The organism is Streptomyces sp. NPDC017940 (assembly GCF_044328435.1).
In the GTDB taxonomy this organism is placed as follows: Bacteria; Actinomycetota; Actinomycetes; order Streptomycetales; family Streptomycetaceae; genus Streptomyces.
Genome location: NZ_JBIRHJ010000002.1, coordinates 985,837 through 999,004, shown reverse-complemented (window position 1 = coordinate 999,004; position 13,168 = coordinate 985,837). Strand labels below are relative to the sequence as shown.

Here is a 13,168-nt window from a genome sequence, read left to right as displayed (position 1 = left end):
CGCGGGGAAGAAGGGGCGCAGGGCGATCGATAGCCTGCTGGGGGAGCGGGCGGAGGAGAGTTCCGGTCCGAACTCCCCAGATTCTCCCCAGATTCTCCCCAGGCCCGATCCCGAGTGCGGACTCGACCGTCCGACGCGCGTCAACAACGAGGTGAGAGCCCGTATGTTCACCACCCGCCCCACGCTCCAGGGCACCTTCGGCATGGTGTCGTCCACCCACTGGCTCGCCTCACAGACCGCGATGGCGGTCCTGGAGGACGGCGGGAACGCCTACGACGCCGCCGTCGCGGCGGGGTTCGTCCTGCACGTCGTCGAGCCGCACCTGAACGGGCCCGCCGGCGAGGTGCCGATCATCCTCGCGCCGGCGGGCGGTGACGTGCGCGTCCTGTGCGGGCAGGGCGTCGCACCCGCGGGCGCGACCGTCGCCCACTACCGCGACACCCTCGGACTCGCCCTGGTCCCCGGCACGGGACCGCTCGCCGCCGCCGTGCCCGGAGCCTTCGACGCCTGGATGCTGCTGCTCCGCGACCACGGCACCAAGACGCTCGCCGAGGTCCTGAAGTACGCCGTCGGATACGCGGAGGACGGCCATCCGCCCGTCGAACGGGTCACGGGGACCGTCGAGACGGTACGGGAACTCTTCGAGACGGAGTGGACCACGTCGGCGGAGGTCTACCTCCCCGGCGGCAGGCCACCGACCCCCGGGGAACTGTTCCGCAACCCCCGCCTGGCCGCGACCTGGCGGCGCCTGGTCGCCGAGGCCGAGGCGGCGGGCGGAGCCGACAGGGCCGCGCAGATCGAGGCCGCCCGCACCGTGTGGCGCACCGGCTTCATCGCCGACGCCCTGGTGCGCCAGGCCGCAAGGCCCACCCTGGACACCAGCGGCGAGCACCACACCGGCACCCTCACCGCCGCCGACCTCGCGTCCTGGTCCGCGGGCTACGAGGACCCCGCCACCTACGACTGGAACGGCTGGACCCTGTGCAAGGCGGGCCCCTGGAGCCAGGGCCCCGCCCTCCTCCAGCAACTGGCCCTGCTGCCCGGTGAACTGCCGCCACCCGGCTCCGCCGCGTACGTGCACCTCCTCGTCGAGGGCTGCAAGCTCGCCATGGCCGACCGCGAGGCCTGGTACGGGGACGCCGCTTCCGTACCGCTCGCCGAGCTGCTGTCCGAGGACTACAACGCCGGCCGCCGGGCCCTGATCGGCGAACAGGCCTCCCACGAGCTGCGCCCCGGCCGCCCCGGCGGACGTGCGCCCCTGCTCTCCGCCCATGTGCGGGCACTCGCCGCGGGCGGTGCGCCCGACCTCCGCGCGCCGAACGACACGGCGGCCGCGGGCGCCGGGGAGCCGACCGTCGCCCACGACGGCGGCACCCGGGGCGACACGTGCCACCTGGACATCGTCGACCGCTGGGGGAACATGGTCGCCGCGACCCCGTCCGGCGGCTGGCTCCAGTCCAATCCCGTCGTACCGGAACTCGGGTTCCCGCTCGGCACCCGGCTCCAGATGGCCTGGCTGGAGGAGGGCCTCCCGGACTCGCTCACCCCGGGCCGCCGCCCCCGCACCACCCTCTCGCCGTCCCTCGCGCTCAAGGACGGCGTGCCCGTCATGGCCTTCGGCACGCCCGGCGGGGACCAGCAGGACCAGTGGCAGACCCACTTCTTCCTGGCCGTGGCGCTGCGCCCGGCGATACGCGGCGGGCTCGACCTGCAAGGCGCCGTCGACGCCCCGAACTGGCACACCGAGTCCTTCCCCGAGTCCTTCTACCCGCGCGGGATGCGCCCCGGCAGCCTCGTCGTGGAGTCCCGCACGGACGCCGGGGTCGTGGCGGAACTGCGGCGGCGCGGACACCACGTGACGGTGGGCGGCCCCTGGTCGGAGGGGCGGCTCTGCGCGGTGGCGCGGGACCCGCGGACCGGCGTCCTGTCGGCGGCCGCCAACCCGCGGGGCATGCAGGGGTACGCGGTCGGGCGCTGAGGCCGGGCCGAGGGGGAGAGGGAACGCCCAGTGACGGACCGGTTGCGTGAGGTGACGGGTGGGTTACGCGCGGTGGCGGGCGGAGAGAGGATTTCGTCCGCATTCCACCCGTTGTTCACCCCGGGAGTCCGCGATGTCAGTGGCACGTGCTCTCATGGAGGCATGATCGAGACACAGGTAATCAAGGAAAGCATCGACGACTTTCTCGCACGACAGACCGCCGACGTGGAACGCGTGATCCGCAAGGCGGCCGCAGAAGAGATCACCCCGCGGTTCCGGCAGCTCACCGAGGACGACGTCGTCCAGAAGAGCGCCCCGCACGACCTCGTGACCACCGCCGACCGCCGCGCCGAGGAGTTCCTGACCCGCGAGCTGACGGCCCTCCTGCCCGGCTCCGTCGTCGTCGGCGAGGAAGCGGTGCACGCCGACCCCGACTCGTACGGCGCGATAGCGGGCACCGCGCCCGTGTGGATCGTCGATCCCGTCGACGGGACACGGCAGTACGTGCACGGGGACCCCGGCTTCTGCACGCTCGTCGCCCTCGCCCTCGACGGCGTGGTGCTCGCCTCGTGGACGTACGCCCCCGCGCTCGACGAGTGCGCGGTCGCGGTCCGCGGCAAGGGCGCCACCCTGAACGGCGAGCCCCTGCACGCGGGCACCCCCGAGCCCGGCCGCCCCCTGACCGTCGCCACGTCCCACCCGGACTTCACCACCGACGAGCAGAAGCGCTCCCTCCTCGGCCTGCTCGCCGAGGGCTTCACGCCACGGCCCTGCGGCTCCGCGGGCCTGGAGTATCTCGCCGTCGCCCGCGGCACCCTCGACGCCGTCGCGTTCACCTGGGAGCTCGCCTGGGACCACGCGGCGGGCCTGCTCCTGGTCGAGGAGGCGGGCGGCGCGCACACCACCCGCGACGGCGTGCCGTTCAGCATCACCGGCGGCAACGCCCTGCCCTTCACCGCGGCACGGGACGAGGCCACGGCACACCGGGTGGCCGAGGTGCTCGCGCACGCGATCTGATCGTCCCGGCGCTGTCGTGGGCGGCCGCGGCCCCGGCACCGCCGGTGCGGCGGCATATCCTGTGCGGCACTGGCCACCGGCTGACGAAGGAGTCCGAAGGTGCCGTCGATGCTCGATGCCGTCGTCGTGGGGGCGGGACCGAACGGTCTGACCGCTGCCGTGGAGCTGGCCCGCCGCGGCTTCTCCGTGGCCGTGTTCGAAGCCAAGGGCACCGTCGGCGGCGGCGCCCGCACCGAGGAGCTGACCCTCCCCGGCTTCCGGCACGACCCCTGCTCGGCGGCGCACCCGCTGGGCATCAACTCACCCGCCTTCCGCGCCCTGCCCCTCGAGCGGTACGGCCTTGAGTGGCTCCAGCCGCAGCTGCCGATGGCCCACCCCTTCCCCGGCGGCGGCGCCGCCGTCCTCGCCCGCTCCGTCGCCGAGACGGCGGCCTCCTTCGGGCCGCGGGACGCGGGCACCTACCGCAGGCTCGTGGCACCCTTCACGGCGCACTGGGACACCCTGGTACGGGACTTCATGGCGCTGCCCCTGACCGCGCTGCCCCGCGACCCGGTGCTGCTCGCCCGGTTCGGGCTCGTGGGCCTTCCGCCGTCGACGTGGCTGACGCGGCGCTTCCGCGACGAGCGGGCGCGCACGCTGTTCGCCGGGCTCGTCGCCCACGTCATGGCGCCCCTCGGCGGCTTCGCGACGGGCGCCGTCGGCCTGGTGTTCGCGCTCGCCGCGCACGCCCGCGGCTGGCCCGTGGCGCGCGGCGGCTCACAGTCGATCTCCGACGCCCTCACCGCGTACCTCATCGACCTCGGCGGCATCGTCCACACCGACTACGAGGTCAAGCGGCTCGACGACCTGCCGCCCGCCCGCGCGTACGTCTTCGACACCTCCCCCACCGCGCTGGCCAGGATCGCCGGTCTCGGACACTCCTACGACGGCTACCGGTACGGACCCGGCGTCTTCAAGGTCGACTACGCGCTCGACGGCCCCGTGCCGTGGACGGCGCCCGAGGCGCGCGTCGCGGGAACCGTCCAGATCGGCGCGGACAGCGCCGAGATCGGCACGGCGCTGCGGGCCGCGTCCCGCGAGGGCCTCGCTCCGGAGCGGCCCTTCCTCATCACCGTGCAGCCGAGCGTCGTCGACCCGTCCCGCGCACCCGAGGGCAAGCAGGTCTTCTGGGCGTACGGCCATGTGCCCCACGGCTGGGACGGCGACCTCACCGACGCCGTCGAACGGCAGCTCGAGCGCTTCGCGCCCGGCTTCCGCGACCGCGTCCTCGCCCGCGCGACCGCCGGGCCGCCGCAGCTCGCCGCCCGCAACGCCAACTACGTGGGCGGCGACATCGCCTGCGGTGCGGTGAGCGGACTCCAGCTCCTGCTGCGCCCCCGCCTCACCGCCTTCCCGTACCGCACCCGGCACCCCGCCGTCTTCCTCTGCTCCTCCGCCACACCGCCGGGCCCCGGTGTGCACGGCATGTCGGGACACAACGCGGCGAAGGCGGTCTGGAAGCACCTGCGGAGGACGACGTGAGGGCCACCCGGCCCGCCACGGGACGGGCCGCCCGGGACGCCGTTTCGCCTCCGGCGCGGGAGGCCGCTTCGCCTCCGGCGCGGGAGGCCGTCTCGGCCCCGGCGCGGGACGCCGCTCCGTCCCCGGCACGGGAGGCCGCTCCGCCTCCGGCGCGGGAGGCCGCCTCGGCCCCGGCACGGGAAGCCGCCCCGGCCCCGGCACGGGAAGCCGCCCCGCCCCCAACCCGGGACGCCGCCCCGCCCCCAGCCCGGCAAGCCCCGCCCCCGGCTCAGGAGGCCCCGTGACCGCCCGCATCACCCTCGTCCAGGGCGACCTCACCCGGCAGCGCGCCGACGCCCTCGTGAACGCCGCGAACTCCTCGCTGCTCGGCGGCGGGGGAGTGGACGGGGCCATCCACCGGCGCGGCGGCCCCGACATCCTCGCCGCCTGCCGCGAGCTGCGTGCCGCGCGGTACGGCAAGGGGCTGCCGACCGGGCAGGCGGTGGCGACGACCGCGGGGCGGCTCGCGGCGGACCACGTCATCCACACGGTGGGGCCCGTGTGGTCGCCGGCCGAGGACCGCTCGGCGCTCCTCGTCTCCTGCCACCGGGAGTCGCTGCGGGTCGCCGCCGGGCTCGGCTGCCGCACGGTCGCCTTCCCCGCCATCTCCACGGGGGTGTACCGCTGGCCCCTGGACGACGCCGCACGCATCGCCGTGGGCACGGTGCGGGATGCCGTGGCCGCGGCACCGGAGTACTTCGACGAGGTGCGGTTCGTACTCTTCGACGAGGCCGCGTACGAGGCGTTCGCGCGGGCCCTCGCCGCGCGAGGCTGATGTCGGATTTCCGCCAGCCCGGCGCGGCGCCGTCCCCGATCCTTGACCCATGACGACCGCACCGCACACCACCGCACGCGAGACAGCAGCGCCCGCAGGGATGTACGGGGACTTCGACCGGTGCGTGCGAGCCGTGCGGTCCAAGGACGCGCGGTTCGACGGGTGGTTCTTCACCGCCGTCCTGACGACCGGGATCTACTGCCGCCCCAGCTGTCCCGTCGTACCGCCGAAACCGGCGAACATGACCTTCCACCCGAGTGCGGCCGCCTGCCAGCAGGCCGGGTTCCGGGCCTGCAAGCGCTGCCGCCCCGACAGCAGCCCCGGCTCCCCCGAGTGGAACCAGCGCGCCGACCTGGTGGCCCGCGCGATGCGGCTGATCGGTGACGGCGTCGTCGACCGCGAAGGGGTCCCGGGCCTGGCCGAGCGCCTCGGCTACAGCACCCGCCAGGTCGAACGCCAGCTCCTCGCCGAACTCGGAGCGGGACCCCTCGCCCTGGCCCGCGCCCAGCGCGCCCAGACCGCGCGGCTGCTCATCGAGACCACCGATCTGCCGATGGCCCGGATCGCCTTCGGCGCCGGTTTCTCCTCGATCCGGACGTTCAACGACACGGTCCGCGAGGTCTTCGCCCTCGCCCCCGGTGAACTCCGGCAGCGCGCCGCCAAGCGCACCGCGGACAGCGCCCGCCGCGGCGGCGAAGCCGCCGTGCGCCTCGCGGACGGGGCTTCCCCGGTGCGGGCGGAGCGCCGCACGGCCGGGGCCTCGCAGGCGGGGGCCGACAGCCGCGCCGAGGCACCCGGTACGGCCGGAGCCCTAGGCACCATCTCGCTGCGGCTGCCCTTCCGCGCCCCCCTGAACCCCGACAACCTCTTCGGGCACCTCGCCGCCACGGCCGTGCCGGGTGTGGAGGAATGGCGCGGCGGTGCCTATCGGCGCACCCTGCGACTGCCCTACGGTCATGGCATCGTGGCCCTCACCCCGCACCCCGACCACATCGGCTGCCGGCTCACCCTCACCGATCCGCGCGACCTGACCATCGCGATCAGCCGCTGCCGCCGCCTGCTCGACCTGGACGCCGACCCCGTCGCCGTCGACGGCCAGCTCGCGGACGACCCGCTGCTCGCCCCGCTCGTCGCCAAGGCCCCGGGACGGCGGGTGCCCCGCACCGTCGACGAGGCCGAGTTCGCCGTGCGCGCCGTCCTCGGACAGCAGGTCTCCACGGCCGCCGCCCGCACCCACGCCGCCCGTCTGGTCACCGCGCACGGCGAGCCCGTCGACGACCCGGAGGGCGGCCTCACCCACCTCTTCCCCGCGCCGGAGGCCCTCGCCGCCCTCGACCCGGAATCCCTCGCCCTGCCCCGGAGCCGCCGTACGACCCTGACGACCCTGGTGCGCCACCTCGCCGACGGCACCCTGCGACTCGGTGTCGAGAACGACTGGGAGCGCGCCCGCGCCCAGCTCGCCGCGCTGCCCGGCTTCGGGCCCTGGACCACGGAGGTCATCGCGATGCGGGCACTCGGCGACCCGGACGCCTTCCTGCCGTCCGACCTCGGCATCCGGCGCGCCGCCCAGGCACTTGGCCTGCCACACACCCCCGCGGCGCTCACGGCACGCGCGACCGCCTGGCGCCCCTGGCGGGCGTACGCCGTGCAGTACCTGTGGGCCACCGACGACCACGCCATCAACCACCTCCCCGCATGAGGGCGTTCACCGCCCCGGGGCACTCACCGCACAAGGCGTCCACCATGCACCGTCAGCACACCGTCATCGACAGCCCCTACGGGGCGCTCACCCTCGTCGCCACCGACGGCACCCTGAGCGGTCTCTACATGACCGACCAGCGCCACCGGCCCGCCGACGAGACCTTCGGAGACCGCGACCCGGCCCCCTTCACCCCGACCGTCGCCCAGCTGGAGGCCTACTTCGCGGGCGACCTCTACGAGTTCGACCTCCCGCTGCGCCTCGACGGCACCCCGTTCCAGCGCTCCGTGTGGCAGCAGCTCCTGGAGATCCCGTACGGGCAGACCCGTACGTACGGAGAACTGGCCGCCGCCCTCGGCAGGCCCTCGGCCTCCCGCGCGGTCGGGCTCGCCAACGGCAAGAACCCCATCAGCGTCATCGTGCCCTGCCACCGCGTGATCGGTGCGAACGGCGGTCTGACGGGATACGGCGGCGGGCTCGACCGCAAGCAGCGGCTCCTCGCGTTCGAGAACGGCGTCCCCGACAGCGGCACCACGCTGTTCTAGCCGCCCGGCTCCGCGGGAGCCCCGCACGGACGCCGGGTCAGCGGGCCCGGCGTCCGTTCTCCAGCTCCACCGCGCCGGTGCCCGCGTCCAGCGCGTCGAGCGCGGCGAGCACCCGGTCCGCGAGGGGCGCCGGAAGGTAGGCTGGCAGTTCCTCGCGGGCGACGAGGCGCCAGGACAGCAGTTCCTCCTCCTGGAGCCTGATCGCCTCGAAGCGGTCGTCGGGCAGCACCCCGCCGTCGTACAGGAACGCCACCAGCGGCGGTCGCTCCGCCGTACCCGCCACCCAGTCCACGGCGAGCAGCCCGCCCGGCTCGACGTCCAGGCCGATCTCCTCCGCGGTCTCGCGGAACGCGCCCTGGCGCGGGCTCTCGCCGTCGTCCGACTCGACGGTGCCGCCGGGAAGCGCCCAGCCCTCCCGGTAGTTGGGCTCGACGAGCAGGACGCGCCCGGCGCGGTCCCGGATGACGCTGGCGGCTCCGGCGAGGATGCGGGGGAGGCCCGCGATGTACGTGGCGTAGTCGAGAGTGGTCACGGAGCGAAGCGTAGTCCGCGGTCCCGGAGCGGCGGCACGAGGTGATCGATCATTTCAGCGGAGATCCGGAGGGACACCTACCGCAACCGGGTGGACATTCACGGCAATGAGACGAAATGAGCCACCGAACCGGCGGAGGTGACAGCCGTCGACCATGGGCAGCGGGCCCCTCCTGCGGTTATGGTCGCAGCGGCGCGACTGCCTTGACGCGAGCAAGGCCCGAAAGCAAGGGGAATGCAAGGTGGCGGACGCTGCAACGACGGCGGGAGTCGGCGCGGGACACGGCGCCGGAGGCACGGGCCGCGGCCATGTGCTGATCGCCGCGGACAAGTTCAAGGGCTCCCTCACCGGCGTCCAGGTGGCGCAGCGCGTGACGGCGGGGCTGCTCGGTGTGGTCCCGGACCTGTCGGTGCGGGCCCTGCCCGTGGCGGACGGCGGTGACGGCACGGTCGACGCGGCCGTGGCCGCGGGGTTCGAACGCCGTCAGGCGCGGGTCACCGGGCCGCTCGGCGACGAGGTGGTGGCGGCGTACGCGCTGCGGGACGGCACCGCCGTCGTGGAGATGGCCGAGGCGTCGGGGTTGCAGCTGCTGCCCGAGGGCACGTTCGCGCCGCTGACCGCGACGACGTACGGCAGCGGGGAGCTGCTTCGCGCCGCGCTCGACGCGGGCGCGCGCACGATCGTGTTCGGCGTCGGCGGCAGCGCCACGACCGACGGCGGCGCGGGCATGCTGGCGGCGCTCGGCGCGCGGTTCCTGGACGCCGAAGGGCAGCCCGTCGCCCCCGGCGGCGGCCCGCTGCGGGACCTCGCGTCCGCCGACCTGTCCGGCCTCGACCCGCGCCTGACCGACGTCGACGTGGTGCTCGCGAGCGACGTCGACAACCCGTTGACGGGGCCCAAGGGCGCGCCCGCGGTGTACGGGCCGCAGAAGGGCGCCGCACCCGAGGACGTGGCGGCGCTAGACGCCGCCCTCGCCCACTTCGCGCGGGTCCTTGCCCGGGACGTCGGACCGGAGGCCCTGGAGCACGCGGACGCGCCGGGGGCCGGCGCGGCGGGCGGGATCGGGTACGGGGCGCTCGTGGGCCTCGGGGCGTCGTTCAGGCCCGGCATCGAGGTGATGCTCGACGTGCTCGGCTTCGCGCCCGCGCTCGCCGGGGCGGCGCTCGTCATCACGGGGGAGGGGTCCCTCGACGAGCAGACCCTGCACGGAAAGGCGCCCGCCGGGGTGGCGGCCGCCGCCCGGGCCGCGGGGATCGAGGTCGTCGCCGTCTGCGGGCGCCTCGCGCTGCCCCCCTCGGCCCTCGGCACCGCCGGTATCCGGAGGGCCTACGCCCTCACCGACATCGAACCCGACGTCGCCCGCTGCGTGGCCGAGGCGGGCCCCCTCCTTGAGCGCCTGGCGGCCGGCATCGCCACCGACTTCCTGACCTGATCCGGCGCCGTACCCGCCTGCCGGGGCCGGGGCCCCGGCAGGCGGGCCGAGGCCTCGCTGCCGGGCACGGGGAACGGCAGGCGCCCACTCACGCCGAAGGGGCCCGAACCACACGGTTCGGGCCCCTTCGGGCGGCATACAGGCAGTACGGGTGCCGCTACGGCAGCTGCGCGGCCCGCGCCTCACGCCGGTTGTCCCGGAAGTTGTTCACCCGGCGGGCCGTGGCGAACAGCGGGATCACCGCGCCGAGCACGGCCTGGAGGGCGCACCCGGTCTGGAGCAGCAGCTGCCCCCCCGGCGCGTCGAAGGCCCAGGCGGCGAGAAGCCCCATGGCCGCCACGATCCAGGCGAGCATGGCCACCGCGAGGGGACCGCGCGGCTTCGGGTACTCGACCCTGCTGACCATCAGCCAGGCGGTGCCGATGATGGCGAGGAGCGTGGCCACGAAGGGCAGCTCGAGCAGCACGATCGAGACCACCGTGAGCGCACCGAACGGGGACGGCATGCCCTGGAACACCCCGTCGCGCAGGGTGACGCAGGAGAATCTCGCAAGCCGCAGCACCACCGCCAGGAGCACCACGATCGCGCCCACCGCCGCCACCCGCTGGTGGGCGTCGTCGGCGACCATGCCGTACACGAGCACGAAGTAGGCCGGGGCGAGGCCGAAGCTGATCAGGTCCGAGAGGTTGTCCAGCTCGGCGCCCATCGGGGAGGACCGCAGCTTGCGGGCCACGAGGCCGTCGAACAGGTCGAAGACCGCCGCGCACAGCATCAGGATCACGGCCGTCGCCGCGCTGTGACGGGCCATGCCCGACTCGTCACTGCCCGTGAGGTGCGGGATGAGGATGCCGGTGGTGGTGAAGTACACCGCCATGAAGCCGCAGGTGGCGTTGCCGAGGGTCAGCGTGTCCGCTATCGACAGGCGCAGCGAGAGCGGCATGTCCTCCTCGACGTCGTCCATGCCGTTCACGCCGTTCTCGGCGGACTCGGGCACCCAGCCCGCCGGTGTCTCGGGATCAGTCACGGTCAATGCGAGTCACCCCAGCCACGGTCTTCTGCCCCACCTCTACGTCCACCTCGACGCCCTCGGGGAGGTAGATGTCGACGCGCGAGCCGAAGCGGATCAGGCCGATGCGCTCGCCCTGCTCCAGCTTCGTGCCCTGCGGCACGTACGGCACGATGCGCCGGGCGACGGCGCCCGCGATCTGGATCATCTCGATGTCGCCGAGCTCGGTGTCGAAGTGCCAGACAACACGCTCGTTGTTCTCGCTCTCCTTGTTGAACGCCGGGACGAAACCGCCCGGGATGTGCTCGACGGACGTCACGGTGCCGGCCAGCGGCGCACGGTTGACGTGGACGTTCAGCGGGCTCATGAAGATCGCGACGCGGGTGCGCCCGTCCTTCCAGGGCATGATGCTCTGGACGACGCCGTCGGCCGGTGAGATGACCCGGCCGGGGGTGATCTCGCGCTCGGGGTCGCGGAAGAACCACAGCATGCCCGCCGCGAGCGCGGTCGTGGGCACGGCGATCGCGGCCGCGCCCTTGGAGCGGCGCGACCCGGCCAGGCTGAGTGCCGCGGTGGCGACGGTCGGCAGGAGCCACGGCGATGCTCCGCGCGCGAGGCGTCCACCGAGGAAGCTGACGCGAGGTGCAGAGGTTTGGCTGTGGGGCATGGATGACCTTCGTAGCGGATGATGCCGCACTGCATACGGGGGGACGGCGGCTTTCCCGGGATCGTATCGGTTGCGAGCCACAACTGGGCAAGCTAGGAAGCCGAGTCGGCCGCCGGAGCGTGCTGACTGGGTGTGATCTTCTTCTCGATTTACTTTCGAAGAAATCGGCCCAAGTCGGACATTCAGCCCTGGAATCGATACTCTTCGAGGAGTCGACGGCCAATGATCATTTTCTGGATCTCGGCGGTACCCTCACCGATCAGAAGCATGGGCGCCTCCCGGTAGAGACGCTCGATCTCATACTCCTTCGAGAAGCCGTAGCCGCCGTGGATCCTGAATGCGTCCTCCACCACTTCTTTGCAGTACTCGGACGCCAGATACTTGGCCATCCCCGCTTCGAGGTCGTTACGCTCGCCGGAGTCCTTTTTGCGTGCTGCGTTCACCATCATGGCATGGGCGGCCTCGACCTTGGTAGCCATCTCGGCGAGCTTGAACTGAATCGCCTGGTGCTGGGCGATGGGTTTGCCGAACGTGTGCCGCTGCTGTGCGTAGGAGACGCCCAGCTCGAAGGCACGCTGCGCCACGCCGCAGCCACGCGCCGCGACATTGACGCGGCCGACTTCGACGCCGTCCATCATCTGGTAGAACCCCCGTCCGGTCGTGCCGCCGAGGACGCGATTGGCCGGAATGCGCAGGCCATCCATGATCAGCTCGGTGGTGTCGACACCCTTGTAGCCCATCTTGTCGATCTTCCCGGGGATGGTGAGCCCCGGCCGCACCTCGCCGAAGCCCGCCTCCTTCTCCACGAGGAACGTCGTCATCGACTTGTGGGGGGCCGTCCCCTCGGGGTGTCCTTCGTCACTTTTGACGAGAACGGCCACGAGCGTCGACGAACCACCGTTCGTCAGCCACATCTTCTGACCGTTCAGGACATAGTCGTCCCCGTCCCTGACCGCCTTCGACGTGATCGCCGACACGTCGGAGCCGAGCGCGGGCTCCGACATCGAGAACGCGCCCCGCACCTCGCCCGTCGCCATGCGCGGCAGGAAGTGGTCCTTCTGCTCCTGCGTGCCGTGCTGCTTGAGCATGTAGGCCACGATGAAGTGGGTGTTGACGATGCCGGACACCGACATCCAGCCGCGCGCTATCTCCTCCACGCACAGCGCGTACGTCAGCAGCGACTCGCCGAGACCCCCGTACTCCTCGGGGATCATCAGGCCGAACAGGCCCAACTCCTTGAGCCCGTCGACGATCGCCTGCGGATACTCGTCGCGGTGCTCGAGTCCCGTCGCCACCGGAATGATCTCTTTGTCGACGAAATCCCTGACGGTGGACAGGATTTCCTGCTGGATGTCGGTCAGACCGGCGGTCTGGGCGAGACGCGGCATGGCTACTTCTCCGTCTTCTTCTCCGCGGGCACGGGCTTCTGCGCGGGGGCGGGCTTCTTCTCCGCGGGCGCGGAAGGCTCGGGGCGGCCGGGCTGTTCGCCGCCGCGCTCCTCGATGTACGCCCCGGTCGGCACCATCACCTTGCGGCGGAACACGCACACCAGCGTGCCGTCCTGCTTGTACCCCCTGGTCTCCACCTGGACGATCCCGCGGTCGGACTTGGACTTCGACGGCGTCTTGTCCAGGACCGTGCTCTCGCCGTAGAGCGTGTCGCCGTGGAACGTCGGCGCCACGTGCCGCAGCGACTCGATCTCCAGGTTCGCGATCGCCTTGCCCGAGACGTCCGGCACCGACATGCCGAGGAGCAGCGAGTAGATGTAGTTGCCGACGACGACGTTCCTGCCGAAGTCCGTCGTCCTCTCCGCGTAGTTGCTGTCCATGTGCAGCGGATGATGATTCATGGTGAGCAGGCAGAAGAGGTGGTCGTCGTACTCCGTGACCGTCTTTCCCGGCCAGTGCTTGTACACGGCGCCGACTTCGAACTCTTCGTAGGTGCGGCCGAATTGCAT

12 protein-coding genes are annotated in these 13,168 nt (G+C 72.9%); 7 read left to right on the top strand and 5 right to left on the bottom strand.

The window, feature by feature from the left end:
- Positions 1 to 163: 163 nt before the first annotated feature.
- The 6 genes from ACH4DX_RS09835 (at position 164) to ACH4DX_RS09810 (ending at position 7,574) form a co-directional block, all read left to right on the top strand.
- Complete coding sequence (locus ACH4DX_RS09835) at positions 164 to 1,978, top strand: gamma-glutamyltransferase family protein (RefSeq protein WP_398154699.1); 1,815 nt, start codon at positions 164 to 166, stop codon at positions 1,976 to 1,978.
- Between the two features lie 162 nt (positions 1,979 to 2,140).
- Positions 2,141 to 2,995, top strand: a complete 855-nt coding sequence (locus tag ACH4DX_RS09830) for an inositol monophosphatase family protein (protein WP_398115047.1) — start codon at positions 2,141 to 2,143, stop codon at positions 2,993 to 2,995.
- A 108-nt stretch (positions 2,996 to 3,103) separates the two neighbouring features.
- The gene (locus ACH4DX_RS09825) at positions 3,104 to 4,516 is read left to right on the top strand and encodes a phytoene desaturase family protein (RefSeq protein ID WP_398154698.1); all 1,413 of its coding nucleotides are present in this window, start codon (positions 3,104 to 3,106) and stop codon (positions 4,514 to 4,516) included.
- A gap of 280 nt (positions 4,517 to 4,796) precedes the next feature.
- On the top strand, positions 4,797 to 5,330 hold the full coding sequence (locus tag ACH4DX_RS09820; protein WP_398154697.1) for an O-acetyl-ADP-ribose deacetylase: 534 nt from the start codon (positions 4,797 to 4,799) through the stop codon (positions 5,328 to 5,330).
- A gap of 100 nt (positions 5,331 to 5,430) precedes the next feature.
- The gene (locus ACH4DX_RS09815) at positions 5,431 to 7,029 is read left to right on the top strand and encodes an AlkA N-terminal domain-containing protein (RefSeq protein ID WP_398154776.1); all 1,599 of its coding nucleotides are present in this window, start codon (positions 5,431 to 5,433) and stop codon (positions 7,027 to 7,029) included.
- 44 nt (positions 7,030 to 7,073) lie between these two features.
- A complete protein-coding gene (locus tag ACH4DX_RS09810) occupies positions 7,074 to 7,574 on the top strand; it encodes a methylated-DNA--[protein]-cysteine S-methyltransferase (RefSeq protein WP_398154696.1) in 501 nt (166 codons plus the stop codon).
- 37 nt (positions 7,575 to 7,611) lie between these two features.
- On the opposite strand, the gene ACH4DX_RS09805 is transcribed toward ACH4DX_RS09810, so the two are convergent.
- Positions 7,612 to 8,106, bottom strand: coding sequence for an NUDIX domain-containing protein (locus tag ACH4DX_RS09805; RefSeq protein ID WP_398115040.1), 495 nt, complete (start codon positions 8,104 to 8,106; stop codon positions 7,612 to 7,614).
- A 310-nt stretch (positions 8,107 to 8,416) separates the two neighbouring features.
- Here ACH4DX_RS09805 and ACH4DX_RS09800 point away from each other — a divergent pair, with 310 nt between their 5' ends.
- Positions 8,417 to 9,538 (top strand): glycerate kinase, encoded by a 1,122-nt coding sequence (locus ACH4DX_RS09800; protein WP_398116079.1) that lies wholly within the window; start codon positions 8,417 to 8,419, stop codon positions 9,536 to 9,538.
- A 157-nt stretch (positions 9,539 to 9,695) separates the two neighbouring features.
- On the opposite strand, the gene pssA is transcribed toward ACH4DX_RS09800, so the two are convergent.
- From pssA to ACH4DX_RS09780, 4 genes are all read right to left on the bottom strand, one after another.
- Positions 9,696 to 10,568 carry a CDP-diacylglycerol--serine O-phosphatidyltransferase gene (gene pssA, locus ACH4DX_RS09795; RefSeq protein ID WP_398154695.1) on the bottom strand — a complete coding sequence of 291 codons (873 nt, stop codon included), beginning with the start codon at positions 10,566 to 10,568 and terminating at the stop codon, positions 9,696 to 9,698.
- Positions 10,555 to 11,211 (bottom strand): phosphatidylserine decarboxylase, encoded by a 657-nt coding sequence (locus ACH4DX_RS09790; protein ID WP_398115037.1) that lies wholly within the window; start codon positions 11,209 to 11,211, stop codon positions 10,555 to 10,557. Before ACH4DX_RS09790 ends, pssA begins: the two co-directional genes overlap by 14 nt.
- Before the next feature lie 182 nt (positions 11,212 to 11,393).
- Complete coding sequence (locus tag ACH4DX_RS09785) at positions 11,394 to 12,599, bottom strand: acyl-CoA dehydrogenase family protein (protein WP_398154694.1); 1,206 nt, start codon at positions 12,597 to 12,599, stop codon at positions 11,394 to 11,396.
- 2 nt (positions 12,600 to 12,601) lie between these two features.
- The gene (locus ACH4DX_RS09780; protein WP_398154693.1) at positions 12,602 to 13,168 is read right to left on the bottom strand and encodes a MaoC family dehydratase; all 567 of its coding nucleotides are present in this window, start codon (positions 13,166 to 13,168) and stop codon (positions 12,602 to 12,604) included.